21 protein-coding genes, 1 tRNA gene and 1 pseudogene are annotated in these 26,264 nt (G+C 54.1%); 9 read left to right on the top strand and 14 right to left on the bottom strand.

Annotation, left to right across the window (positions count from 1 at the left end; all coding sequences use genetic code 11):
* Positions 1 to 36: 36 nt before the first annotated feature.
* Positions 37 to 531, top strand: a complete 495-nt coding sequence (locus Q8R39_00215; GenBank protein MDP3734841.1) for a single-stranded DNA-binding protein — start codon at positions 37 to 39, stop codon at positions 529 to 531.
* Positions 532 to 688: 157 nt separating this feature from the next.
* Positions 689 to 898: a 30S ribosomal protein S18 gene (gene rpsR / locus Q8R39_00210; GenBank protein MDP3734840.1), complete on the top strand. Its 210-nt coding sequence runs from the start codon at positions 689 to 691 to the stop codon at positions 896 to 898.
* A gap of 15 nt (positions 899 to 913) precedes the next feature.
* Here rpsR and Q8R39_00205 read toward each other — a convergent pair whose 3' ends face one another.
* On the bottom strand, positions 914 to 1,483 hold the full coding sequence (locus tag Q8R39_00205) for an elongation factor P (protein MDP3734839.1): 570 nt from the start codon (positions 1,481 to 1,483) through the stop codon (positions 914 to 916).
* Between the two features lie 90 nt (positions 1,484 to 1,573).
* On the opposite strand from Q8R39_00205, the gene Q8R39_00200 reads away from it, so the two are divergent.
* The 5 genes from Q8R39_00200 (at position 1,574) to Q8R39_00180 (ending at position 5,707) form a co-directional block, all read left to right on the top strand.
* Positions 1,574 to 2,185 (top strand): RNA polymerase sigma factor, encoded by a 612-nt coding sequence (locus Q8R39_00200; GenBank protein ID MDP3734838.1) that lies wholly within the window; start codon positions 1,574 to 1,576, stop codon positions 2,183 to 2,185.
* A 62-nt stretch (positions 2,186 to 2,247) separates the two neighbouring features.
* The gene (locus Q8R39_00195) at positions 2,248 to 2,580 is read left to right on the top strand and encodes a hypothetical protein (GenBank protein MDP3734837.1); all 333 of its coding nucleotides are present in this window, start codon (positions 2,248 to 2,250) and stop codon (positions 2,578 to 2,580) included.
* A 179-nt stretch (positions 2,581 to 2,759) separates the two neighbouring features.
* Positions 2,760 to 4,676: a translation elongation factor 4 gene (lepA, locus tag Q8R39_00190; GenBank protein ID MDP3734836.1), complete on the top strand. Its 1,917-nt coding sequence runs from the start codon at positions 2,760 to 2,762 to the stop codon at positions 4,674 to 4,676.
* 553 nt (positions 4,677 to 5,229) lie between these two features.
* Positions 5,230 to 5,646, top strand: coding sequence for a hypothetical protein (locus Q8R39_00185; GenBank protein MDP3734835.1), 417 nt, complete (start codon positions 5,230 to 5,232; stop codon positions 5,644 to 5,646).
* Positions 5,637 to 5,707, top strand: a tRNA-Gly gene (locus Q8R39_00180). Before Q8R39_00185 ends, Q8R39_00180 begins: the two co-directional genes overlap by 10 nt.
* A 162-nt stretch (positions 5,708 to 5,869) precedes the next feature.
* Here the strand turns inward: Q8R39_00180 and Q8R39_00175 are convergent.
* From Q8R39_00175 to Q8R39_00165, 3 genes are read right to left on the bottom strand one after another with little or no spacing between them, the layout of a single operon-like run.
* Entirely contained in the window at positions 5,870 to 6,616 is a 747-nt protein-coding gene (locus tag Q8R39_00175; protein ID MDP3734834.1) for a hypothetical protein, read from the bottom strand.
* On the bottom strand, positions 6,606 to 7,268 hold the full coding sequence (locus Q8R39_00170) for a hypothetical protein (protein ID MDP3734833.1): 663 nt from the start codon (positions 7,266 to 7,268) through the stop codon (positions 6,606 to 6,608). The genes Q8R39_00175 and Q8R39_00170 overlap by 11 nt, the downstream gene beginning before the upstream one ends.
* On the bottom strand, positions 7,261 to 7,929 hold the full coding sequence (locus Q8R39_00165) for a sigma-70 family RNA polymerase sigma factor (protein MDP3734832.1): 669 nt from the start codon (positions 7,927 to 7,929) through the stop codon (positions 7,261 to 7,263). The genes Q8R39_00170 and Q8R39_00165 overlap by 8 nt, the downstream gene beginning before the upstream one ends.
* 374 nt (positions 7,930 to 8,303) lie before the next feature.
* Between Q8R39_00165 and Q8R39_00160 the strand changes: the two genes are divergently transcribed.
* Positions 8,304 to 10,220, top strand: a complete 1,917-nt coding sequence (locus Q8R39_00160) for an alanine--tRNA ligase (GenBank protein MDP3734831.1) — start codon at positions 8,304 to 8,306, stop codon at positions 10,218 to 10,220.
* A 322-nt stretch (positions 10,221 to 10,542) separates the two neighbouring features.
* Positions 10,543 to 11,100, top strand: a complete 558-nt coding sequence (locus Q8R39_00155) for a hypothetical protein (protein ID MDP3734830.1) — start codon at positions 10,543 to 10,545, stop codon at positions 11,098 to 11,100.
* A gap of 74 nt (positions 11,101 to 11,174) precedes the next feature.
* Here the strand turns inward: Q8R39_00155 and thrS are convergent, their stop codons facing one another.
* From thrS to Q8R39_00105, 10 genes and pseudogenes are all read right to left on the bottom strand, one after another.
* The gene (thrS, locus tag Q8R39_00150; protein MDP3734829.1) at positions 11,175 to 12,971 is read right to left on the bottom strand and encodes a threonine--tRNA ligase; all 1,797 of its coding nucleotides are present in this window, start codon (positions 12,969 to 12,971) and stop codon (positions 11,175 to 11,177) included.
* A gap of 96 nt (positions 12,972 to 13,067) precedes the next feature.
* The gene (locus tag Q8R39_00145; protein MDP3734828.1) at positions 13,068 to 14,165 is read right to left on the bottom strand and encodes a Glu/Leu/Phe/Val dehydrogenase dimerization domain-containing protein; all 1,098 of its coding nucleotides are present in this window, start codon (positions 14,163 to 14,165) and stop codon (positions 13,068 to 13,070) included.
* Between the two features lie 196 nt (positions 14,166 to 14,361).
* The gene (locus tag Q8R39_00140; protein MDP3734827.1) at positions 14,362 to 19,533 is read right to left on the bottom strand and encodes a peptidoglycan-binding protein; all 5,172 of its coding nucleotides are present in this window, start codon (positions 19,531 to 19,533) and stop codon (positions 14,362 to 14,364) included.
* A 177-nt stretch (positions 19,534 to 19,710) separates the two neighbouring features.
* A pseudogene (locus Q8R39_00135) lies at positions 19,711 to 19,989 on the bottom strand (DUF4143 domain-containing protein).
* Between the two features lie 19 nt (positions 19,990 to 20,008).
* On the bottom strand, positions 20,009 to 20,806 hold the full coding sequence (locus tag Q8R39_00130; GenBank protein ID MDP3734826.1) for a hypothetical protein: 798 nt from the start codon (positions 20,804 to 20,806) through the stop codon (positions 20,009 to 20,011).
* Positions 20,807 to 20,860: 54 nt separating this feature from the next.
* Positions 20,861 to 21,643, bottom strand: a complete 783-nt coding sequence (locus Q8R39_00125; protein MDP3734825.1) for a PEGA domain-containing protein — start codon at positions 21,641 to 21,643, stop codon at positions 20,861 to 20,863.
* 908 nt (positions 21,644 to 22,551) lie between these two features.
* On the bottom strand, positions 22,552 to 22,986 hold the full coding sequence (locus Q8R39_00120) for a hypothetical protein (GenBank protein ID MDP3734824.1): 435 nt from the start codon (positions 22,984 to 22,986) through the stop codon (positions 22,552 to 22,554).
* A gap of 7 nt (positions 22,987 to 22,993) precedes the next feature.
* Positions 22,994 to 23,962 (bottom strand): hypothetical protein, encoded by a 969-nt coding sequence (locus Q8R39_00115; protein ID MDP3734823.1) that lies wholly within the window; start codon positions 23,960 to 23,962, stop codon positions 22,994 to 22,996.
* Positions 23,949 to 24,551: a hypothetical protein gene (locus tag Q8R39_00110; GenBank protein MDP3734822.1), complete on the bottom strand. Its 603-nt coding sequence runs from the start codon at positions 24,549 to 24,551 to the stop codon at positions 23,949 to 23,951. The genes Q8R39_00115 and Q8R39_00110 overlap by 14 nt, the downstream gene beginning before the upstream one ends.
* Positions 24,552 to 24,599: 48 nt before the next feature.
* Entirely contained in the window at positions 24,600 to 26,081 is a 1,482-nt protein-coding gene (locus tag Q8R39_00105; GenBank protein ID MDP3734821.1) for a PKD domain-containing protein, read from the bottom strand.
* Positions 26,082 to 26,264: the final 183 nt, after the last annotated feature.

The following is a 26,264-nucleotide window of genomic DNA, read 5'->3' as shown; positions in this document are numbered from 1 at the left end:
TTGAAAATTGTAAATTGTAAATTGAAAATTTTTGTTATGTATCTGAACAAAATCTTTCTTATCGGCAATCTGACTCGCGACCCGGAGCTCCGGGCCATTCCCTCCGGTGTGCAAGTGGCGACGTTTGGGCTCGCGACGAATCGCGTGTGGCGCGACAGCGAAGGCAACAAGAAAGAGGGGGTGGAGTTCCATAATATCGTCGTGTTCGGAAGACAGGGGGAGCTGGTCGCGCAGTATTTGCGCAAGGGCTCGAGCGCACTCATTGAGGGACGTATCCAGACCCGCAGTTGGGACGGGCAGGATGGCCAGAAGCGCTACCGCACCGAGATCGTTGCCGAGCGAGTGCAGTTTGGGCCGAGGCCGGGTTATAGCGGAGGCGGAGGAGAGGCACGGCAAGGCAGTAGCGTTCCCGGTACACCGCAGAATGGGCATGTCTCGCAGCAGGCCGCATCGGCTGCCCCCCGCGACGAAGCAATTCCCGCGATCCAGTATCCGGAGGAGGAAGTGAATCCAGAGGATATACCGTTTTAATTTACAATTTTCAATTTTACAATTTTCAAACACGCCGTCATCCGTCCGTCATTGAGGATTGAGACATTGAAAATTTATTGAAAATTGAAAATTGAAAATTTTGCTCGGGCTGTCACCCTCCACGTTTTTTGTGCTTAACTAATCATTTGCTGACACTATGCCACTTCAATCACAACAAACCTTTTCCCCGCGGAATCTCAAGATCATAGATTATAAGGATACGGAGCTTCTCAAGAAGTTTCTGACTCCGCATGGGCGCATCAGCTCAAGGCCCTATACGGGACTCTCCGCGACGATGCAACGCGAACTCGCGCGTGCCGTGAAGCGCGCGCGATACATGGGGCTGTTGCCGTACGTTACGCGGTAGATTTTTGAGGGCGCGTTACTTTTTCTCCACGCGCTCGACGTACTGGCCGGTTTCGGTATTGACGCGCACAATGTCGCCTTGCTCGATGAAGAGCGGCGCTGTAACGACGGCACCGCCCTCGAGTGTTACTTGCTTCGTTGCGCCCTGGGCGGTGTTTCCGCGCACTGCAGGCGGCGCCTCGGTGACGCGAAGATCCATTTTTATCGGAAGCGCAACACCGAGCGGTTCGCCCTTGAAGTCCGCGATTGAGATCGGGGAGTTCGGTATGAGGAAACGCGCTGCCTCGCCGATGAGACTCTGCGGCAGACGGAAGCGCTTGCTTCTGTCCGCGCTCTCCGAGAACCACCACTCGCCGCGGTTGTTGTAGAGGTAGAGCACGTCGCGCTTCTCGATCTCCGCCTCCTCGACCGTTTCTGACTGGTGAAAGGAGCGCTCGGTGACCTTGCCGGTGCGCAGGTTCTTGAGCTTGGTTTGGTTTACTGGCTTGCGCTGCTGCTTGCGGAAGACATGCGCCGCGAGTACCTCGTAAGGCTCGCCGTCGAGGATAATATACTTTTTTGGCAGGATGTCGTTGTAGCTGAGCATTGTGGTATGGTAGCGTAGAGCGGTTCTCGATGCAACCTCCCTGCCCGTGCTGCAGTTGCAGGGAGGAGGAGGGTAGGGTAGTATGAGTCTATGCATTTGCTTGAGCCAACTCCCGGAGAGGGGGACGGAGTGACAGTGGCTACTTTGAGCGACGAGGAGGTACTGGTGCGCGCGCTCTCCCACCCGTCGCTTTTTTCCGTCATCCTCGAGCGTTACCAGGCGGCGTTTTTGCGCAAGGCCGCGCAGGTTGTGGGCGACCATGAGGAAGCGCGAGATGTCGTGCAAGAGACGTTTGTAAAAATTTACCGTTACGCGGGCCGCTTTGAGAAGCAGGAGGGCGCGTCGTTTTCATCCTGGGCGTACAAGATTTTGATGAACACGAGCTTCACGCACTACCAGAAGCGCAAGCGTGCCGCGCTCCAAACCACGCCACTCTCGCCGGAGCTTGAGGCGGTACTCGCCGACCGCGGGCGCTTTCTTGACGACATGGAGAATGCCGATTATGTAGGGGTTATCCTCGAGCAGGTTGCCGAACCCTTCCGCCGCGTGCTTTCTCGTTATTTTCTCGACGGCAGGAGCCAGCAGGAGATCGCGGACGAGGAGGGGGTTTCTGTCGGTGCCGTGAAGACACGAATGCATCGCGCGAAGGCGGCGTTTCGAAAAACTGCACACGTTCTCGCGAAAGGCAGGAGTGAACTTTGAGGTTGGATTGCATCTCATTTTGTCTTATTTCGATATTAATTATTAGCGTAACTTTGTTTTTTATGGACAAGAATCTTCAATCAAGCATTATGCGCCGCGTCTGGGCGCTCTTTGTGCTCCGCAGGGCAACGAGCATGGCGGCGCTCCGGATCTATTTATTCGCCTTTTTGCTCTGGCAGACCATGCTTCGGGTATCTCTGGGTCATGTCTGGGCGAACATGCCGAAGAACTACGCTGGCGAGATTGCGTCATTTTTCGAGCGCGCGTTTTTCAATACCGAAACTGCAGTCCAGGCACTCGTCCTTGCGACAGGGACGGTCGCTCTGTGGGCAACGGCAAAGATGATCAAAAGCATCGTTCGGAATACCGCTCGCCAAACGCTTGTGCGCGCGTAGGATAATCTTGGCAACTGAGACCCGCTGCACAGTGGTTATGCACAGCTGCACCGCATACGCGGTGCAGCTGTGCATTTTTAACGTGGGCTGCCTCTCGTTTTTTGGTCGCAAAATCGAAACGTTTCGTTTTTTGATAAGCACCCGTCAGCTCTAGACGATACCATGGTATCATAGCCGCTATGACCGAGACTTCTCACATTCGTAATTTTTCGATAATCGCGCATATTGACCACGGCAAGTCGACGCTTGCCGATCGGTTGCTTGAGGCAACGGGGACGATTGAGAAGCGCCGGATGCGCGAGCAAGTGCTCGACCAGATGGCGCTCGAGCGGGAGCGGGGGATCACGATAAAGATGGCACCGGTCCGCATGCGCTGGCGCGCTCAAGCGCATGCGGAAATCCGAAATCCGAATATCGAAATCCGAAACAAATTCGAAATTCAAAATTCGAATACCAAAAACACGGGCGATGAATGTGAGTACATTCTGAACCTGATTGACACGCCCGGGCACATAGATTTCTCCTACGAAGTTTCTCGCGCGCTCAGGGCCGTCGAGGGGGCAGTGCTGCTTGTGGACGCGACGCAGGGGGTCCAGGCGCAGACGCTCACCACGCTCGCGATGGCGCGCGAACTCGGACTCGCCATAATTCCGGTCGTGAACAAAATAGATTCGCCGCTCGCGCGTATCGGGGAGGCGAAGCACGAACTCGGCCGCATCAGTGGTATTGCCGAGATGGAGATACTTGAGACGTCGGGCAAAACGGGCGTTGGCGTGGACGAGCTTCTCGCTGCTATCGTTGCCAGAGTGCCTCCGCCAGCATCGGCTGAAGAAAACAAAATACAAGATACAAAATACAAGATACAAAATACAAGCTTCCGCGCGCTCATTTTTGACTTCGAGTATTCGGAGCACCAGGGCGTTATCCTCTACGTGCGCGTCTTTGACGGCGTGGTTCGCGCCGGGGATGCGCTTAAGCTCTCCGCTGCGGGGCGTGTGTTTAAGCCAAACGAAGTCGGGATTTTCACGCCTGAGCTCACTCGCTCTGATACCCTCTCGGCCGGTGAGATCGGCTACATTGTGACCGGCATCAAAGAGCCGGGCGTCGCTCTCGTTGGTGACACCGTTCTCTCTGCAGAGCGTCCGCTCGCCGCCCTCTCCGGCTACAAGCCACCGCGACCGGTTGTTTGGGCATCATTCTATCCTGAAAGCCAGGACGATTTTCCTGCGCTCTCCCGCGCGCTCGCGCGGCTCAAACTCTCTGACTCCTCGATCTCATACGAGGAGGAGTACTCGCACTCGCTCGGACGCGGCTTCCGCTGTGGTCTCCTCGGGATGCTCCACCTTGAGATTGTCTCTGAGCGTCTGCGGCGCGAAGCGCACCTCTCACTCATAACAACGATGCCGTCCGTTGTGTATTCAATAACTGATCGAAAAGGCGTGACGCGAAGCATTCATACACCCTCGCAGTTTCCGGACGATGGAACAACGGCCGAGGTACGCGAGCCGTGGGTACGCTCTCGGATTATCCTCCCACAAGAGTACCTCGGAGCGGTGCTTCGCCTGCTCCATACCCACGAGGCCGAGGTAGGGGAGACGGAGACCTTCGGCGAGGGCCGGATATCGCTCGCTCTAGAGCTGCCGCTGCGCGAGCTCATGCGCGGATTTTTTGATTCGCTCAAGAGCGTAACGTCCGGCTACGCCTCTCTCTCTTATGAGAGCGGGGGCGAGCGCCCGGCTGACGTCGTCCGGCTTGACATCGCCGTTGCCGAGGAGGTAGTGCCCGCGCTCTCGCGCGTCGTCGGACGCGCGAGGGTCGAGGAGGATGCCGAGGAGGTAGTCGAGCGACTGCACGCGATCCTGCCGCGCCAGCTTTTTGTGACGAAGATACAAGCAAAAGCGCTTGGACGGATAATTTCCTCGCGCACGCTCCCGGCGCTGCGCAAAGATGTCACCGCGAAGCTCTACGGCGGCGACGTCACGCGCAAGATGAAACTCCTCGAAAAGCAGAAAAAGGGGAAGAAGAAAATGCTCTCGCGCGGGCGCGTCGAAATTCCACACGACGTATTTCTCAAAATGCTCAGGCCGAAGGCGTAAGCGGGCAGCAAGCATCATGCAGTAAGCGGCATGTAACGTCACGTTTTAAATCCGAAATCCGAATATCGAAATCACAATGCTCGAATGTTCAAAACACGGCCGTCGTGTTTCGAGTATTTGAATTTTGGTCATTCGGATTTGTTTCGGATTTCGTGCTTCGGATTTTGAGACGTGTGCTTACTGCCTGCCGCTTGTCGCTTGCTGCTCGTCCGGCTATTGCCCAAATATGGGCGTATACAAAAGTACCATGCTGACCATCACAAGGATGCCGATGACCATCCACGCGATTCTGAGCGCTTTTTGTCTTTTGGCGTTGAAAAACATAGAGAGAGGGCGTGAATTACGAAACTGCCTTTTCGGAGCACACTCGGCAGCTCCTGCGGCTGCCTCGTTCTGTCCTCGGCGCGAATCTGTCAAGAGCCCCTGATGGGGTCTTGACAGAACCGAGCTTCGCGCCTGCGGAGTCTCCGAAAAGGCATTTCGTAATTCACGCTAGGGGCGGCTTAAACGACGGTTGCGTGCCAAACTTCGTGCATACATAATACACTACACCATGGGACGATTCCAAGAGGGGCGGAGAGCGGGGGCGAGGAGGCGGGTGCTGCTTTGGGCTGTAGTCGTACTTGCGTTTGGACTCGTCTTCGTTTTTGGCAGGGCTGCAGCGCGGATGAGAGAGACCGAGGAGCTCGCCCGCACGCGATTCGAGGACGAGAGCGCCGAGGCGGCCTCGTTTGCCGCGCGAGAGCGAGAGCTCCGCGAGGAGCTTGCGGCTCTCGGTGAGACGCGCGGGTTGGAGGAGGAGCTCCGGAGAAAATTTCGTGTTGCGAAGGAAGACGAACAGCTCGTCGTTATTCTCGACAAAAAGACGGAAACTAACCTAGAGCCGCGACATAATGAGCAGCGCTCGGTCTTCGGCTGGCTACGGGACATCATGCGCGGCGTTACCAGCGAAACGTATACGCGAGATTAGTTTAGTGGCAGAACGATTGCTTCCCAAGCAATAGGCACGAGTTCGATTCTCGTATCTCGCATCGCGCAAAAACAAAACGAACCGCCATCGGTAGTCCGTTTCGTTTTTTCTACATATCGATAGTATTCACACAAAAACAAACTCGGTTTTTAGCCGAGTTTGTTTTTGCATATCTCTTTTGCAAGGAATTTTTTTTACTCCCGCACAAAGAGAAAGTTGTGTTTTACTGAGTTGTTTGAAACGCGGCTTTAAGGTCAGCGCGCGCTTGTTCCATTACCGCCTTGAAGTCGGCGATGGCTGTATCCATTGATTGTTTTCTTGCGGTACGGATCGGTTCAAGCGAATCCTTTAACTTTTCAATCGCTTGTCGATCGCTTTTGAATGTATCCTGCGCTGCTTTCATGCTGGTTCGGAATGTCTCGCGAGCGGTCTTGGAATCAACCCCTGCGGCACAGTCAGCTTTCGCGTGATCAACGGCTACAGTTGTTGCGCTCGTAAACGTACTTATTGCCGTATCAACCGAAGATTTTCGTGACGCAACAGCTTCATCCACACTCAGTCTAAACGCGCTTATCGTCGCGTCAACTGCTGCCTTGCGCGTACTTACCGCTGCTTCAACCGCCGCCTTGAACGCCGCAACCGCCTGCTTTTGCTCGTCAGTAGTTGCTCGCGCTTCTAGTTTGGCGTAATGCTCCTCGCGATTTGTGTCTCGCGCGGATCGGTTTTTCGCTCTTTGTGCGTCCCGCTCGCTCTTTCGCGTTGCAAGGTTATCCGATCGCTCCTGACGTTTTGTTTGAAGTTGTGCCTCCCGATTAGCCATTCGCTGGTCAATTCGCGAAGTTACTTCATCAACTTTGGCACAGAACCCTCCCGATGATGGAGTTTTCTGGGCAAAAACTAAAACGGGTGAAAGAAGATTAATCGCGATCGCCGTCCCAAGAACGCCGGTAAGGAATTTGTTAGAATTCATTTTCATTGTATGATTGACCAAAATCATTGATCGCTTGACTGTCTGCGGTAACCAGTGCGAGATCTTTTTCCGTATCGGCAAACAATGCCTGCTCGTCAGAAACAGCGAGAAGAATTGCATTCACCGCATCATCAACATTGCCACTCGCTGGCATCACAGTAATCGGTTGTTTTCCCGAAACAGTCGGCGTTGACGTTTCTTCGGCAATTGGCGTGTAGGGCGCTTGCGTCCCAAACTGAGAAGAGCCGAGCACGACAATCGCTACGAGTGTTGCGATGCCGAGCGGCGCCCACAGTTTCCAGTTTATAGTCATGAGATTGTCAATTTTGGTTTTTATGGTAATTTCTTGGTGTCGACCATTGCGTCGAGCGAAACCGCCCACCGCTTGCTCACCTCGATACAAATAACGACCCAGTTCCTTTTTTGTGACAGTTTTGGTTGTTGGGAGGTTGGCAATAATTTTTTCCAAAATTGCTTCGGGAGGCGTCGCCCTCTCCTTGTGGACGGTAAGTATATTAAGAACCTGAAATATTTCTACCACTTCTTTTTCATGTTCCGGCAATAGCGTTATAATTTCAGGCATCGATTGCCCGCTTTCCACAAGCGTTAAAACCTGACCTATTATTTTTTCTGCATACGTATCTTCATCCATATTTTTTGAGATGTTGACGAAGCGTTTTTATAGCGCGACACTGGATCTGACGAATGGTTTCTTCCTTTTTTTGCAACATGGTGCTAATTTCTTTGTTTGAAAAATCATTAATAAACTTGAGAATAATCACGCTTTGCTGCTCTTCGGTTAATTCTTGGATGGCTCGACGTAGCATGTTCTCGGTTTCGTTTTTTTGGATCACATCATCCGGGTTCTCTGTGCGACTGTCTGTTTGAGCAGTATATTCTTCTTGATTTTCGAACAAGACGTCTTTTTTCTTCCGCCAGTGGTCTATGATGGTGTTTCTCGCCACGGTGAAAAAATAGGAGAGGGGCGACTTACCCTGCTCTTCAAATCGAGAAATTGATGCATACACTTTCAGAAATACGACTTGGGCCAAATCTTCCGCGTCCTGTTTGTTGTTTACCCGAAGATAAATATAGCGAAAAACGGGTGTAAAATACAGCTCATAAATCTTCCCAAAAGCATCAGCGTCGCCCTCTTTTGCCAGTCGCATTAACTCTCTTGGGTCGGTTGGTACTATTTTGTTTCCCATAATAAATAACGAATGAGGGAGAGTTTTGTGACCATAGTATACAATACTTCTGTTGATTTTAGAATGAAGGGCTTTTTTGAAGTTGTTCGTATTTTTTTCGCGCACGTTCGTTGATCGGCTTGTCGTATCACGACTCGCGCATGTTTAGCCTACGGTGCGCGTGCGTCGCGCGTCAATGTGGGTAACGCACCGCGCACGCCGCGGAGATGTTGCAAGCCAGCCAGCTTTTCCGCGCGGCATATTTTTGATACACTGTCGAAATGGCAACCGTCACTATGCCGAAGGTACTCACCGGAGACCGTGAGCTCGTGATTTACGCCGCGGGAAGAGTATGACTTGACTCGGGTCAGATGCCGCGCGTGGTGAAGGAGTTACGCCAACGGCAGCCGAAAAGCGCGCGCTTGCGCGTGCACGCAAAAACAGAGCCGATGGCAAGATGATGTTATGCGACACCGAGTGTTGTACAGGTGATCCACAGCATGCAAACCGCAGCGGTAAGAAAACGCTATCTTGAATTTTTTGAGAAGCGGGGGCACACACTGATCCCGTCGGGGCTTCTTGTGCCCGAAAACGACCCTACCACTCTTTTCACCGGCTCCGGCATGCAGCCCTTGCTGCCGTATCTTCTCGGCGAGCCGCACCCTGCAGGGAAAAGGCTCGTCAACTCCCAGAAGTGCTTCCGTGCGGAAGATATAGACGAGGTCGGCGACAATCGTCACACCACATTTTTTGAGATGCTCGGCAACTGGTCGCTCGGCGACTATTTTAAAACCGAGCAGCTTCAGTGGTTTTTTGAATTTTTAACAGATGGCGAGCACGGCATCGGCCTCGACCCATCGCGGCTCTATGTGACGGTTTTTGGCGGCGACACCGAGAGCGGCATTCGGAGAGACGATGAGGCAGCAGAGATATGGCAGAAACTTTTTCGAGAGAAAGGAATTGACGCCGCAATCGCCGAGATCGGGAGTGAGAAGGCTGGCTCCGAGCGCGGCATTAGGCCAGGCGAGCGCATTTTTTACTACGGCGCAAAGAAAAATTGGTGGAGCAGGATGGGGGATCCGGCGAAAATGCCTGCCGGAGAACCAGGCGGGCCGGACTCGGAGATGTTTTTCGATTTTGATCCGAGCGGTGCGATGCACGACAAGCGATTCGGTGAGAACTGTCATCCGAATTGCGATTGCGGCCGCTTCATGGAGATCGGAAACTCGGTATTTATGCAGTATCGAAAGCGTGCAGACGGCGGGTTCGACGAGCTACCGCAAAAAAATGTTGACTTCGGCGGCGGGCTTGAGCGGATGACTGCCGCCACCGGGGGCGATCCTGATGTCTTCCGTATCGATACGCTCCGCGCGCTTATTGATGGGATTGAAGCGCGTATGGAGGCGCGTTATGGAGGAAACGAGCAGCTGACGCTCTCGTTCCGCGTCGTCGCCGATCACCTGCGCGGCGCCGTGTTTATGATTGCTGATGGCATACTACCCGCCAATAAAGAGCAGGGGTACTTCGTGCGGCGGCTTCTGCGCCGCGCTGTGCGCCACATGGACCTCCTCGGCATGCAGGAGAATACGCTCCACGAGCTTGTGCCGCTCGTCGCCGAGCACTACGCCGACAAGTACCCCGTACTCGTAGAGCAGACGCGTGACATCCGCGAGGAAATCCAGAAGGAGGAAGAAAAGTTCCGCCTCACGCTCGCGCGGGGGCTGAAAGAATTCGAGCGCATGAGTGCGGAGGGCCCGAGCGGCACCGCCGCGTTCGATCTCTATCAGACATACGGATTCCCGTTCGAGATGACACTCGAGTTAGCGCACGAGAAGGGGTTTACGATAGATCGCGAAGAATTTGAGGCGCAGTTTCGCTCACACCAAGACGCTTCCCGCGCCGGTGCGGAAAAAAAATTTCACGGCGGCCTTGCGGATCACTCCGCGATGTCGGTGCGTTACCACACCGCGACGCATCTCCTCCACCAGGCGCTCCGCGACGTCCTCGGCGAGCACGTGTTTCAGAAAGGAAGCAACATCACGCCCGAGCGGCTGCGGTTTGACTTCGTGCACCCGCGCAAGATGACGAGAGAAGAGCTAGAGCGCGTTGAGAGGGCAGTAAACGAGCGCATTGCCGCTGATCTTCCGGTTGCGTTTGAAATCCTCCCGCTTGAGGAAGCGAAGCGTCGCGGCGCGATTGGGCTCTTTGAAGATCAGTACGGCGAGAAGGTTAAGGTGTATAAAATCGGCGAGGGCGCGAGCCGTGCCGACGGCCTCTACTCGTTTGAATTCTGCGGCGGCCCGCATGTTGGCAACACCCGCGAGCTCGGCGAGGGCGGCACGCGCTTTAAAATTATAAAAGAAGAGGCTATCTCCTCTGGCATCCGTCGCATCCGCGCGGTGCTTGCGGAGGTGTAGTGTTGTCACCAGACGGGACCCGCAATGAGTTCGAGAAAATTGAGAATGGAGCTCGACAAGAAATGAGCGGTAGACCGGATAGGCCTGCGAGAGAGGATAGCGGACAGGATAGAGGACAGAGAACTTCGTCATAATAAAAATGCGGCCGCATAGTTATTATGACGAGAACAAATGCTCCTACGCGGTGGGGTGTATGATGACCAACGCGTTTCACTCGCATCCGTGCGGTGCAGCCGCGTTTTTTTGACGTAGTCGAGGAATTGTAGTACTGTGGTCTTGGAAAGGGAGCGGCAAAGACTTTTAGTTGAAAGGAGAAGAAACAATGCCAACGCACGTGCAAGAGATTGATTTGGAGAATGCAAAGGCGCTTGAGCATGTACTGGCCGGTTTTTTACACGGTGCATGTTATGAGTTCGCCATTGCGATGCATCTGGGGACTGGCTGGCCTCTGGTGGGGCTAATGCATCAAGGCGTTGTGCAGCATGCGGTGGTGCGGTGCTCGGAGGGGCTTTATTTTGATGCTCGCGGTTATGTTACTGAAGACAAGCTGAACGAACCTGGCTTTGCAGCAGTGTTTGAGATTTGTGACATCGACGAGAGGACGCTTCGTATCACGCGGCAGGTTCTCGACCATGGCTTGGCGCGCTCTATTGCCGAGGCGCTGTGGCCCCATCTTCCTTGGAGACATAGTCTGAGAAGCCGGATGGCAGCATTCGTTGATGAACTCGAGGATTTGAGCAGGAAGCATGGATTTTGGCTCCGAGCTGTTGTTCCTGGTGCCCCATCACTCATCGGTCCTGCCTACGGCGATGAGAACGGTTACTCGATAGCGCCGATCGGCTGTGGGAGAGAATACAGCATCGATCGATGTTTGAAGTAAAATGTGGTAGCTCTTTCGAATTTGTCCATCACGAACAGCCTCACTCTGGAGTGAGGCTGTTTTCGCGCGCACGTTTACGCGTGTTTTTTTTCGCGGATTTCGGATTGGAGCTGCTCGAGGAGGGCGGGGATGGGGAGGGTGTCGTGCGTGTTCGAATCACGACTCTCGAGGGTTGCGGTTTTTGAGGCGACTTCTTTTTCGCCAATGACGAGGAAATAGGGCAGTTTTTCGAGTTTTGCAGCGCGGATGCGGCGGCCGAGGGTCTCGTCCGCCTCGTCGAGTTCGGCGCGGATATCGGCCTCGCGCATTGCCTCGTATACTTCTCGTGCCCACGCGCGGTGTGTTTCTGCTATTGGGAGCACACGTACTTGCACTGGAGAGAGCCAGAGTGGAAATGCTCCGGCGTAGTGTTCGATGAGGAATGCGACGATTCTCTCGATTGCGCCGATCGAAGAGCGGTGCACCACGAACGGCCGCTTGAGAGTACCATCGGCGTCCGTGTATGTAAGATTAAATCGGTCCGGCATGCAGAAGTCGTACTGCACGGTAAACGCCGTGTCCTCCTTACCGTTTACGTTTTTCATCTGAATATCTATCTTCGGCCCATAGAATGCCGCTTCTTTTTCCGCTTCGTAGAAGCGACAGTTTCTGCTCTCTAAGAGATTACGCAGGAGCGTTTCGCCCTTGTCCCATGCCTGGTCATTCTTGTAATATTTTTTTTCATCATCGCGGTCTCCAAGCGAGAGTCGGTAAGAAAAATGTTCGCCTTGCTTGAGTCCGAACACGCCCGCGACGTATTCGATAAGATCGAGCGCTCCGGTGATCTCTTCGCCTGCCTGTTCCTCCGTGGCACAGATAATATGCGCGTCGGCAAGGCTGAAAACGCGCACGCGCTGGAGCCCCGCGAGCTCTCCTGACTGCTCGTAGCGGTACAGTTTTGCCACCTCTGCAATGCGCACCGGCAGATCCCGATAGCTGTGTTGTTTACGCAAATAGAGTTCGTAATGGTGCGGGCACGTCATCGGCCGAAGCATAAATTTTTCGTCGTCGATGGTTATCGGCGCATACATGGAGTCTTTGTAGTGTGGGTAGTGTCCGGACTTTTCGTAGAGGGCAAGCCGTGCGATATCCGGGGTAGAAACGTGTAGGTAGCCACGACGTATTTCCTCATCGACAATAAAGCGCTCCAGTTCTCGCCGGATCGTTGTGCCTTTATGCGTCCAGAGCGGCAAGCCTTTTCCAACGGTCTCCGAGAAAGTGAAAAGGTCAAGCTCGCGCCCGAGCTTTTTGTGGTCGCGTTTTTTTGCTTCCTCGAGCATCGCGAGATGGGCGTTGAGGTCGTCTTTTGTGTGGAACGCAATGCCGTAGATGCGCGTCAACATCTTATTTTTTTCGTCCCCGCGCCAGTAGGCGCCAGCGATGTGGGAGAGGGCGAAACTCTCCGGGGCGATCTCGCTCGCGTCTTCGACATGGCCGCCTCGGCAGAGGTCGGTAAACAAGGTTGTAGGTTGTAGGTTGTAGGTTTTAAAGGGGACCGCGTGATAGAGGGTGAGCGGCTCGTTGCGGGAGACAATCTCGTCAATGAGCTCGAGTTTGTAGGAGTTGTTTTTGAAATGGGTTCGAGCTTGTTTTTCGCTTACCTCCTCGCGTTCGAAAGCGTCCCAGATGGGGAGCAGCTCGCGCATTTTGGCCTCAATCGCGGGAAGAGACTCGGCAGAGAGCGGCGTCTCGCCGCAGTCGAAGTCGTAATAAAAGCCGCTCTCCGTCGCGGGGCCTATTGTGGGGAGGGCCTCAGGATAGAGCTCGTGTACTGCCGCGGCAAGGAGATGCGCGAGAGAGTGGCGTATGTGTTGGAGGTTTTCGTTAGGCATGCGTACATTATACACACGGGACGCCGCTCGGAAAGAGTTGAGTTACGCCCTGAACCCGAGAGGGTTCAGGGCGTTGGCGGGAGAACAGAGCAGGTGTCATGCGGGGGATACGGGCGGGGTTTGCGGTGTGACTTTTTTTGTTCGCGCTTCTCCAAGGATGCGCTCTGCATCGGCGAGGGCGATCGTGTGCGGGGAGCAATTGGCCGCCTTCGCACGCTTGAAAATATCGAGAAGGCGCGGGCCGATTTCAAGCGCTTTTGCCTTCGTGCTCTCCTTACTGTACTTACCGGCGATTTTTGCAGCGCAGTCGATGACGCCACCGGCGTTAATAACGAAATCCGGCGCATAGCAGATGTCCTTTTCGTAGAGCAGCGCCGCGGTGTGCTCTTCCGGCTCGGCGAGTTGGTTGTTCGCCGAGCCGGCAACTGCCGAGAAGCCGGCCTCGGCGAGACGTTCGATTGTTTCTTCGGTGAGGACGCCGCCGCGCGCGCAGGGGACGAAGATGTCAGCCGGTTGGTCGTAGATCGTTGCCGTTGAACTCACCTCCACATTTTCGCGAGGGCAGACGTGTTTAAATAGCCGGACTTTTTCTGTGATGTCGTCGCAGATAAAAATATTGCCAGCACCGCTTCGATACAACTTTATTCCCGTGCGTCTTCCAACATTCCCGATACCTTGAAGCGCAAACCAGAGGTCGCGTATCTCGCGGGTGTCGCAGCAGTGCTCGATTACTGCCTGTATGCCGAAGACAACGCCGGTCGCGGTCATCTCGGCGGTATCGTCATCACAGATGCCTTTGCGGGGAGGCAGGGCAGCATAGGGGGTGAGTTTGCCAAGAGCGAGAAGGTCGGGCGGGTTCCAACCAACATCGCAGGCGGCGATGTAGGTACCACCGAGCGGGTTGATACAATCAGCGACGAAGCGATAGAGCGCATCCTTTTTGTCCGTGAGTGGGTTGCCGACGACGACCATTTTACCGCCCCCAAGCGGCACTCGGGCGAGAGCGCTCTTCAAGGTCATGGCGCGCGCGAGGCGTTCACAGTCCGTGCGCGCTTCCTCAAGGCAGCGATACGGATACATCCGTATGCCGCCAAGGGCTGGGCCGAGCGTGAGGTCATCAATGGCGATAAATGCGTGAAAACCGCGGCGTTCATCGGAGAATTCATGCGTGCCAAGAATACTTTGTGCTGCCACCGTCGTACCCTTTCAAGAGGAGTTGATGCAGACTTGAGAAGAGCTCAGAACCAGATGCATGATACCATGCTTTATGCTGATGAACAATTCGTTCGTGCGTTAATCTCGAGATTCAAACCTCATATACCCACGAGTACTCGATCGTGTTCTCGACGAGGACATCGGACGTCTCATCGTCTCGTCGTTCTCCGGTTTTTTACTGTCCCACTGAAAAGCTCGTGGTTGTCGCGCTCATGGCGATGTTGCCCACATACGTGGCGGTAGCCGGATCGAGGACGCTCCTCTGATAGGTCACCATGAAGCCGTATTTTTTCGTCGGGTCGAGTGCCGGGCCATCATATTTTCTGTATCCTGCAGAGTCGCCCGGGGCCGTCAATCCGTACATATAGTGAATATAATTGCCGGTCGCTGCGTCCCAGACTGAAATCTGGTACGGTTTTTCGAGCAAACTTGGCCAGTCTCCGGGGAGGGTCCAGCGGAAAGTCGGGGCCTGGGTGCTCAAGGGAGCATCGCTGCCGGTCGGGCTCGTGATAGTAACTGCTTCAAACACATGTGTTTTCGCGGTGACGACTGATTTCTCTGTGCCGGCGCTGTCAACGGCTTTCAGTTCATAGGTATATTCTGCGGGTGAAAATGCCGAGGCTGAAGCCCATGTGTTGTACTGAATTGCCCATTGGGGCGTAGCGTAGCCGTAGTAACATGAGACGTACAACCGCCATGCGCCGGAGAGCAGGCTCTGGTTACAATTCAGAGTCCCAAACGTGGACACGACCGTTGGTGCTGCTCCTCCTGACTTCGTCTCGTAGAGTTTATAGCTCACGGTTGACGGGTTGGTCGAGGTGGCATACGTGAACCAGACATACGGTAGGTAGGTTCCTTTCCATGTACTCCAGTAGAAACTGGTGGTTCGCGCCGGGATAACGAAGAGGTCAGATTCGCCATAGGTAGCGGTGTTGTTCGAATCTGATACGCGCACCGAGTAATCCGTGCCGCCCGCAAGGTCGGTCGGTATCTTCCAGTAATAGGTGAAGCTTCCTCCCTCAGTTCCCTGCGCGAATCCGGCAATTTTCTTGATGAAGCTGCCGCCTTTATAGAGGTCAAGGACTATCGTCTTGCTCGTGATGCCAAAGCTGTCCCACTGGATATAGTAAGTGCCGCCTGGATACATTTCCTGCCGCGCCTGCGGGTATGTCACTTTGATCGTCGGCACTTGCACACCGGTCTCAGTTCGTACATCAAAGCGAAGTCGGGATGTAACGCCATGCACCTTGTTTGCATCCTGCACCAAAAGAATCGAATCAAACACACCGGCCTCCGTCGCCGCTCCGGAGATTGCCCCGGAGGAAGAGAGCGTTACGCCCGGCGGCAGACTCCCCGAGAGCACGCTCCATGTATATGGTGCGACGCCTCCGTATGCATACGCATTGCCATAGGTGAGCGGCGTTCCTATTTTGAGAAGCTGCGGATAATACCACGCGTACGCGCTGATCGTGTACGGTTCCCACGCGGCAACGCGGTTGAAGAAGGCGAGTGTTTGCGATGGGACGGCCGGGCTCTGCGGGAGAGCGAGCATCGGGGAGTAGTAGGCATTTCCCGGCTTGTCCTCAATGCGTGCCCATACGTCGAGCGCCTGCGGGATTGCCTTCCAGAGGTATTGCGAGTTCGAGAAGCTTGAATAGTACCAGTAGTTGGACGTTGATTGTCCGGTCTCCGCGCTGCGGTAGTTGATGCTTGACCGCGTCGGAATATCGGAGACCAGAGAACCCCAATCAACGAATGGCCAGAACGAAAGCTCCCCCAAGTCGATGTCTCCGCTCGTGAGCGGGATAACGAGGCTCTTGCCTATAAACGGAAAGACCTGGACGTATGCATAGAGCCCGAGGGAATTGGATTGGATTCGCCAATACTTATAATCGTAGCGCGAAGGATACACCCAAAAGCTGTGCCCGCGCGAGAGCAGGAGGTCTGAGGTGGTGGCGATCAAAGCAAAGTCACCGCTTGCTCTCGAGCTGTCCTGGTACCAGGAATACGACCCGTCCCAGGTGCTGATTTGTGTATTTGCGATAGGTGTTTTATTGAGGTAGTCAGTAAATTTGCCTTTTATGGTGAGGTATGAGGGGTATTGCACCACGGCAAAATCATAGTCGCTGAAATCGCGGATAGAGGGGTTTGCGGCGTCCACGATTTCCACTTTATAATCCTTGCCTGCCGGCACGTCGGCGGGGATTTTCACCTGAGTGTAGAACCAGCCGGTGGTATAGCTCGTGCCAGCGTTCCAGTAGTATGCCTGCGGGACATCTCTCGCCAAGCTCCTGTAGAAGAACCCGCCCTTCCAAAGGTTGATATGTACGGTTTTCGAGAGAATGTTGGTGCTGTACCAGCTCACTGGCCCGTCAAAGCCGGAGTACCAAATTTCGCTCCAGTTGTAGGGGCTGCCGTTTGGCTGATTGACCCGAATCGCGGATGTGGCGGCGGTGATCGAGAACGGCTTGTCGCTCATGTCGCTCACTTGCGGCACGGCCGCGTCTGAAATTTTAATCTGGTAGTCCGCGCCTTCCGGTACGTCGCCCGGGATGAGCCAGTTCGTGATGAACGCGCCGTTCGGAGACGCTTGCCGATATGAGGTGATTGTCCGATACAGCGCGCCGTTCTTTAACAGTTGAATGTTGACGGCCTGACTCTTGAGGTCAATCGTTGCCCAGCAGATGATGAACGCCGAGTTCTGCGAGCCGATCTCGCCGCCGTTCGGGACCACAACCGTGAGCGTTGCAGACGGGCTTATCGTGAAGGCGCTGTTTGAGAGATCCCAGTTGCCGGGACTCTCGGTTGCGTCGTCCCAGATCATCAGTGCTCCGAGTTCATCCTCCGAGAGCGCCATCAGTTTGTATTTCCCGGGCGTAACATCGGTGCAGACGCTCCCGTCATCGCTGCAGACGGTTTTTACGTTCCAGTTGACCGTGCTGTTGGGGCTTTGGGCGTGCGCAATCCAACCGACGATGAATGCGCCGGGGTCCGCGCCTTGAGTCGCGCCTTCTTCAACGAGCACAATGTCTACCCGGTCCGTGCCGCCGGTCCAGCTTAAGGTAAAGTCAACCCCCTGGACGAGATTTTCGTTCCCATTCGGGAAGACAACCTGCACGGGCGCGATATTTTGCGTGAGGAGAAACGCGCTCTCGTTGCTCGTGCCGTTCACATTCCGCACCGCGACGGCGCAGGTCGAGCCGATCGTGCATGTGGTTCCCGTTGGAACACTGAAGGTAAGTGTTTTGCCGTCGGTGGAAGGAAGATTGGTAGCAGCGTCTGTTCCAGCGAAGCTCACCGTGTTGCCTGTTGTGGTGAAGCCAGAGCCGGTGATGGTTACAGCAGTGCTGACGACGCCCTTCGTCGGCGAGAGCATGGTGATAACGGGCTTTGGCGGGGTTGCCACGCTGAACGAAATCGCGTAATCATCCGCATTGACGTTCCCGGCGCTGTCCGAGCAGCGCGCATAGTAATTGTATGACGTACCGTCCGTAAGGCCGGAGACGCTCGTCGAGTGCGTCGTGCTCCCGGTCGTCGAGAACGTGAGCGTCATCGAAGAGTAGGACGTACCGGATACGCTTGCATACTTACATGTCGCGTTTTCGTCGGTTGTGAGCGAGAGCGTCGCACTCTTCGTGCCGTGCGCGAGCTCTCCCGAAGGAGAGCCGTCTGAGCGAGTCGGCGCGCCGGTGTCTGAGAGGGGCGGAGGTATGGGCTCCGGCTCCGGGAGCGGTGCGGGCTCCGGCTCGGGAGGGGTGTTTGTGTCTAGTCCCGGCGGGGTGTAGACGAACGACTCGAGCTTGAAGGGCTTTGCGTTTGAAATGCCGTTTGCGTTCACCACCTTTATCGGGCACGGCTTCTTCGAGCCCGGAGCGCATGGGGCGTCCGAGGTGAGTACAAAGTCAATTTGGGAGTTATTGTCGTACGCTTTGAGGGCGGTTGCCACGATTTTCCCGCGCATCATGATGGCGTTATCCTCGTCGGTAAACCCGCGGCCGGAGAGGGTAACGGTGATGCCGGCTGATCCGGAGCTCGGGGTAACGTCAGTAATTTTTGGCGGCTGTTTCTTCTCTCCTGCAACAAGGAGACGATCGAGGGTGTCTTTTGTCTTGTCGTCAACTTCTCCCGTTTGCGCGAGACCAACTTTCTCCTGGAATTTTTTCACCGCTTTTTCCGTCTGCTCGCCGAAGTAGCCGGTTGCCTGGCCGTTCGGGTAAATCTCTGGGAACATTCCGAGAAATTCCTGAACTTTTTTTACATGTTCACCCGATGCGCCGCGTATCGCAGTCTTTCCAATGGCGACAGCGCTGAGTGGCATCGGCCGCTCGCTCCGTCCGACTGCCTGTGCGCCCGGCTGACCCGTCGCAAGCTCGGAGAGTTTCGCTCGCGTTTTTGGCCCGATGCTGCCGGCCGCCTCAACGCCGTGCTTTTCCTGGAAGCGTTTGACCGCAGCCTCAGTGAGCGCGCCATAAAAACCCGTGGCAAGCCCTTCTGGATAGACGCTCTTGTCTTGAGCAAGGAATTTCTGGAGTTTTTTCACATCCTCCCCTGAGGCACCGCGCGAGAGGTTGCGGGTGATGGTCGGGACCTCCCGCACTACTGATGTCGGCGTCGGAGCAGGCGTGCTCACGGCCGAGCTCGGTGACGGAGCCGGTGCGAGAGTCGGCGTGCTTGGCGTCGTCGCGCTCTTTTGGAGCTTCTCTACAAGCTCATTGACCTTTGCCTTCGCGGCGTCAAGCTGCGACTGGAGGCTCGCCGCGCTCGTTTGACTCACCTGCTCGCTCGGTGGTGTTGTCGGATACGTCAAGCTAAACTCCTGCGACGGGTGTTCCTTGCCCGAGCCGTTGATTGACGAGAGGTAGAAGCGATATTCGCCGTCTGTGTACGAGGATGGCGCAAGATGCGGGGAGTTGATCTCCCAGCGGGAGTCGTTGCAGCGTTTGTGGAGGGTCCACGAGCTTACGGTCGCTTGTGTGTCGCAGGAGGTCGGGAGCAGCGTAAACTCCGCAACGCGGGTGAAGGCGCTCTCCCCGGGCTTCTTGTAATAGACGCGAAAGGATATAGGCGGCGGATCAAAGGGAAAACGTATGGTGTGGTAGAGCTCTGTTTCATCGTCTGAAAAGTTCCACTCAGAGCTGATGCCGGAGGGAGCGGTTTCCGTTTTTCCGCTTGCGGTGCTTACCGCAAGGAGAGCAGAGGCCGTCTGCTCCGCGCCCGCGGCGGTGCCTCGGTGCCACGGATCATCCTCGACGTGCGCGGCGAGCGCAGTGAGCGGCGCGATCGGAGAGATGACGGTGCCAATAATCATGGCGCTCGCGAGCGCGCGTGCACAAAAAAAGGTACGCATAAAAATACGGCCGCGCGGTAGGGCGCGGTAGAGTAAAAATTATGAAAACTAATAATACTGGCGTGAAGCCATTTTTGAGCGAATAAGGTTCGACAGTGCTATTATACTCCTACAATCCGTGCGCCACCCTCGCGCCTGTGGATAAAGTACCGATGGAGACCGTGCGACAACAAACTCCTACGCAATAAAGTCGAGGTAGTTGTCGCGGTTGATCACCTCGTAGGTTGCGTTCGGGTATGTCTCGAGCCACGCGCGGGGCGGCTTCTTTTTTGTCCTCTCGCCCCAGGAAAATTCGTAGCCGAAGAGCGCGCCCTCGCGTTCTTCGACATGGTCAATCTCCTGCTGGTCGTAGGTGCGCCAAAAGTAATTGTTCGCCGAAATACTTTGGTATTCTTGCTTCTTTAGGCGTTCGATGAACACATAATTTTCCCAGAGCATGCCGATGTCGTTGCGCTGCGCGAGTGTATTGAAATTATTAAGGAGTTACAGAAAATAAGATAGAGGATTCTGTTTTATTTTGCGCCTCGTCTGACACTTGACAAGTTACTTTGTAATTCCCCGCAAATGCCGGCTTGTATGTATAAGAGTGCGAATCGCCGCTTGATCGGAACGGTCCCCCTTCGAATGCGTTTGCAGTACCGCCCTCAATAAGTCCAGCAATATCAAATGCAATCTGAACAGAGCCTGAATTATCAGTAGCAGAGCACATAAATGATATTTCACCGCCAGTCTTCACCGACTGAGAGCTGGCTTTAAACGAAACTATTTTGGGTTTTTCTGAGTCTTTGCTGGAAACTGGCGATTGAGAAAGGGGCGTCGGCTTTACCATGAGATTTCCATCTGAGTCTCTAGTGAAAATTGACTCTTCAGGAAATGATGTCTGTGCCGGGGCAACGTTCGGATCTACACGCTCATATAATTTCTTTTCGCCCTTGTCACCACCTGACCACAGGGTAAGTGTATTGCCGGTCACTTCCCATTTAGTATTTGGTTGAGGTGGCTGAAGGAATCCAACCCGATTGCCAGAAACAATATAGGGAGCATATTTTGAACAGCGGAAATATGGGTCTGTTCGAAAAGTTTGCCAAACAGAACAGAACTCCGTTTCTTTCATCTCCAAATATTCGCCATCGGGGAAAATCGAACTTTCCGTTTTCCAAAGGCCAATAAGCAGTTTTGGGTCTTGTTCCGTTTCTTTATTGTTCAGCACAACATATCCCAATCCACCCAGAATCACCACGATCATGACTAGCACCATTAGTTTTTTTGTCATAATTCACCTTTATTGAGTAATAAATATCGCTTCTAAACGTTTGGTAACAACAAATCACTTTCCAAAAATAGAAAGTATGGCTCTCCAGATGCGAGAGAAAAATCCCTGCGGTTTTCGAGGAGGAGTTTGTAGCGTATCGGCTTGAGGAGATGAGAGCTGCTCGTTAATTTCTGGTTGGGGCGGCGGCATCAACTCACTTTTCAATTTAACCTCTGACACGCTTTTAAGAGACGGCGGAGTAGGAGATTTCGTTGCAGATGACCTCGGCTGTTCCTTTTGAGCAACCATCGCGCACGTCCACTTTGCGCCTATAGAATATGTTGTCGAACCCGGTTCCTGCGCTCTGTAATCGTAGTAATTATAGTCTTCATATCCATGGAGCGAACAGCGAATAGCATGTTTTGTGCTGTCCAGCGAAATTTTTGCTTTTATTGGTGCGTTTCCGAGCAATGATCCGTCAAGATACACTTTTGCTCCAGAAGGTTTGGAATCGATGGTAAATACGTGGGCTTTGGGAGAACCATAAGCCGCGTCAAAAGTAATGGTGCCGTTGCGTTCAAGTATTTTTGTCTCGGGAGGAGGTGCTCCGTGATCATCCAAATCCTCATAGGTTATAGTATATGTTCCGACTGGCATCTCTCTTTCCCACTTGGAACTTAATTCTTCCGTCAGAGTCATAGGACCTTTTAGGGTAAAATCGGGGTATGGAGGCGGAAAAGAGTTAAGAAGATAAACCTTGATCGTTCCTTTCCCCTGTGGATATCCTGCTTCGTTATAACTTCCAAGAAAGAGCAACCCGCCGCCTTCTTTGAGTTCTTTGGTTTCGGATAGAGGCATGATATAGCCCGAAATGGAACTCCACGTGATTGTGTACATACCTGGTGGCGCCTCAAACTTGGACCAATAAAGTCCTTCGCCCGAATATTCAACAGGCCCCTTAATTTGAAAAGTGGCACAGGAAAGATTTGATCTCACGAGAAGACCATAGGATGGAGGGTCGTTAGGAATATTCAAGGAGGAAACGCACGGGGCTTGCGCCTGTACTAAAAGAGCGACGGATCCCCCCCTACTATCAGTAGAGAAATAGCAATTACTGCTAAAAATTTATTTTTGTTGTCACGAATCATATTTTTGTTGATGCTCATTCTTATTTATTTTTTCCCCGAGAGTATCCAAAAAATAGAACGAGCTATCAGGAGTTAATCCCGGAGAACGCAGCTCGACGTTATTTTCTGAAAACGGATCGTGGTCTTCCGCCGAAACCAAAAATCCGGGAACTACAAAACACAGCGAGAAAACGGCGGACGATGTGACACAAAAAGACATATTCTTCTTCATACTTCTACGGACCATACCCAAAAGCACTGGCGAACCGGTACGTTCGCACCTACTTTGAAAATAGGGATCGCCAGTGAAATTGCGTGTGAGCTTTCGAGTAATTTTTGCGTCTGATCCTCTTTGACTATGGATTCACGACGAAAATAACGGAAACTTCAGGAACCACAGAATACCCAACAAAATTGCCGGTGGAAGTATCCAGATTCGCGGTGGAGGTGGCGGCGTCAGCAATAGACGAAGTAAAATTATAAAATTAATAATGCTGGCGTGAAGCCATTTGAGGGTGATTAAAGTTTGACGCTTTTATTGTACCACTGCAACATGCGCGATATTTTGGGGCCTGTGGATAAGGCGCGGGACAAAAGTGATGAGAAACGCCGCCAAGGGCAGGAGGAGCACGAGAGAGTTCAGGGTGAAATGAAGGTACACCCCGTCGAGGGTTTTTCCGATGATATCCCCGGGCACGGCTCACATCCGCGCGCGAGGTGTTGGGATATTTTCACTATGTGCTCGATCTGGTGGTATCCTTGTATGGCAGTGCCGATGCCGAGAAGCCAGAGGGCGGAGGCGCGTATGTCGAATACCTGCCGTTTGGTTATGATCAGGATGAGCACGACGAGGAGTGCGATAAAGTAGCCGGTATTGAACACGAAGTGATTCCACTCGAAATCGAGAAAGAACAAAATGCCGTGCGACTGGGCTGCTGGCATCCCGCGGAGCCAGTGCTGGTAGACCTGTACCACATGTTCTATCCAGTGGAAGAGCTGGTAGAGGAGCGCGAGGGAGAAAAGCCCCATCGTCCCCTGATGAAGGCGTATGAGACGTGATGGGAGGGTATCCATAGGAAGGTCAGGGTAGGTAGCGTCGCTTGAGATCCTCGAGCGCGCGGTACGTCTGATAGGCTTTTTCGCTAAGCTCGATGTCGTCCTCGCCGAGAGAGACGCCAAGATCGAGTACTACCGTGGCACTGAGCGCGGCGGTAAGCGCGTCAATCTGCCTGATAAGTTCCTCAAAATGTCCGAAGCTTTTTTCACCCCGTGAATTTTGCGCCGGAGTAAGGACAGTTTGCAGGTTTTCGAGGCGGGTTTCGGGGCGGAGCGAGCCGAAGAGCTCGATGAAGAAGTCAATATCCGCCACGATCTCGTCCCAGAGAGTGACGATCCCGGCGATCTGTGTGTCATCTTTTCCTAACGCGCGGATCTTTACATTGAATGCGTCCGCGCCGACCGTTTTGGCTTTGGTGAAATGCGGCACCCAGGCATCAGAGAGCCCTCCAACGGTGCGGATGCTCTGCTGTTGCTCTGGCGTCGAGACGGTCTCGTGTATGGCGCCGAGCTCCTCTTTGAGCTTGAGGAGCTTCTCGAAAAAACGTGCATGGGTTTCTGCCTCCGCGCTTGCAGCAGCGGCACGGTCAAGCACATCAAGGAGCGCGGCGTGAAAGCCAGCGAGTTTCGCATTCGGCGGCTCGAGAGTGGCAATTTCCGCACGAGCGGCAGTCAATTTCCGTGCTCGCGCGGCGATTGCCTCTGCTGCGCCGGTGTAGTCGAGCGGGCCGGAAGGGCCTTGGAGCGCTGGCTCTCCTGGAGCTTCACTTCCGAGGAGACCGGCGCTCTCGTAGAGCGGCACGATGGTCTGTACATACACCCTCGGTTGGTAAATGCTGCGGTAGTAAAAATAGCCGCCGCCAAGTGCGGCCAACACAAAAAGAGCCACGACAGTGATGATCGTGGTTTTGTGTATAGGTGTCCCGTCGCTACTCCGCTCTGCGGCGTTCGGCGCGAGGTCGAGACCGGACAAGTTGATTTCATCTACCGACATTGCTATTGCATTGCTGCCGCATGTTCGCGTCCACAATTTTTTCGCAGAGTGATGGGTCTCGGTATGCTTGATTTATATAGCAGCCATCGCGGCTCTGCTCGTTTTTTATGCTCGGACAGACACTCGCGTCTTGAACACGGCCTGCGTAGTTGGAGAGGCAGTTGTCCCGCGCGTCAGGAGTTTGTATGCTCTCGCAGAGCGTAGGGTTTCGGAGCGAATACGCTACTTCATTGTAGCAGCCGTCGCGTGCTTGAGGATTGGATGCGGACGTGCACAGCTCGGCGTTCGCCGTTTTGACCGCGAGCGCAGAGTAGCAGTTGCCTTGAAATTCCGGGGTACTCACCTTCGCGCAAATGGCGCTATCGCCCTTTTCGTGCGCGAACACGAAGTAGCAGATGTCGCGCGCGATGGTCTGCGGCGCAACGCTGCCCCCGCCGATGGCCCCGCGAAAGAGCGGCAGCGCGCCGCAGAGCTCCTTCGTGGTCTCGCCGCCGACAATCACCGGCCCCTTTTGCGCAAAATACACAAGCCCCCCTACGCTTGCGAGGAAAAGCACGGCGAGGATGATAATGGCGACGTCTTTGTTCATGAAATTTTTTTATTCGGACAATACCTCGCAGCAGAGCTGCGAGGTAGTTCATTTCACGATTATTTCTTGCACGCTTTGGGTAATGCGGCCCGAGGGGTCGTTCACTTGAAAGAGTACCTTGTAGTATCCGCTTTGCATATAGGTGTGTGTGAATGTCACGCCCTGAAGACACACTCCATTAGTCATGCCTAAGATTTCTTCTCCATTGCTCTTATCTCCCCAGTCCATAACGTAATAGTAGAGGCACCCTCCTTCAGGGTCAGATGCTTTTATTGTCCATATGCCGGATTCACCAACCATAAGCGATGTCGGTCCGTCAATCCCCGTGATGAAGGGTTCTTTGTTGCAGGAAGCTCTATCACAGGTAATTTCGATAACCTCTTTTTCCGCCGGATACGCAACCCCGGGCTGCGTCGGCGACGGGTTTGAAATGCTGAACGGTGCATCGCTGAAATCAACCGCCTCGTCTACGCCGTGTGACACATCATCAAAATTGATAATTTTGATGAGATAGTCATCGCCCGACAGCACCTCGCGCGGCACGGTGAACATAAAATTATCCGTATCCTTAAACGTGCCGATCGGCAGTGAATCTTCTCCATTAAGGAGCATCGGTCCACGGCCTGCGCGCTTCAAATGCGCACCGATCCACTTGTGAAAACCGCTGTTGCGCCACGACACCACATACGACTTGCCTGCCTGCCAGAGCTCTCCGCCGTTCGGCGAGAGGAGCGTAATGGATGGCTGTGGTTTTGCCGTATCGCAGCTAAAAGTAACCTGCTCGCTCTGCCCGACTGTCGAGTATGTCAATCCGCCGCAACTGCTCTGCCACGTTAACATTTCGCCGGGAAAGCCAAAGGCCGTGCCGACCGCCGTGGTGTTGCCGGCACCGAACAGAACGAATTTTTTGCCGTCCTTATTGACCGTCGAGCAGAGCTGTTGGCTAACGGACCCCTCAAAAAAACAGGTGATTTTCTGCGCGATCCAACCCTGCGATTGTTGCACGGCAATATCTGCGGAGGGCAGCAGCACTGCCTCCGGCGCCGGATACCCAAATTGAGACGTCGGCTGTGACGGAGAAGTTTCCTGCACTGCTGCTTCCGGCTGAAAGACAGGAGATTGCCTCTGATACACCGCTGGTTTTTGTACCGGCACGCGCTCCGCAACCCCACAATTGTAGAGCGTGTTCAGTTTCGCTCTGGTACGCCCACCGACGTATCCGGTGCCATTTTTTAGTCCGGCTGGCGCGAGGATTTCACTCCGGTATTTTTCTTGAAAACCCGTGACGGCGGATGCGATCGTCTCGTCATAGAAGTCAGTGTCGCCGACGTCGAATTTCTCTTTTCGGAGAGCGACTATCAAATGCGCGACCTCATCGCTACCACTGCCAATGCTGAGATTCGTGTTGAAGGTATGGCACCACCCCTCTGCCTTCTGCGGCTGCCCGAGCAGCACCTGGAGCTTCTGCACCTGCTCAAGCAGCGCAGTGATCTGCGCTTGTAGATCCGCAATCGTTTGTGCGGAAACCATGCTCGGCACTAGAATTGCGAGCAGAAAGACCGACACGATATATGCGCGGACTTTTTTCATTCGTAGCTGCAGTCTACCACGCAATTTTTGCGACGGGTGTGGATAACTCGGTGACGAGGGACTAGCAATCAGTAACTGGTAATTAGGGAACGGAAACGCGCCGCTCTGGCAAAGCCAGAGCGG

Source organism: bacterium (assembly GCA_030697645.1).
In the GTDB taxonomy this organism is placed as follows: Bacteria; Patescibacteriota; Minisyncoccia; order Phycocordibacterales; family VMGT01; genus JAUYPI01.
This window is presented reverse-complemented; position numbering and strand designations above follow the sequence as displayed.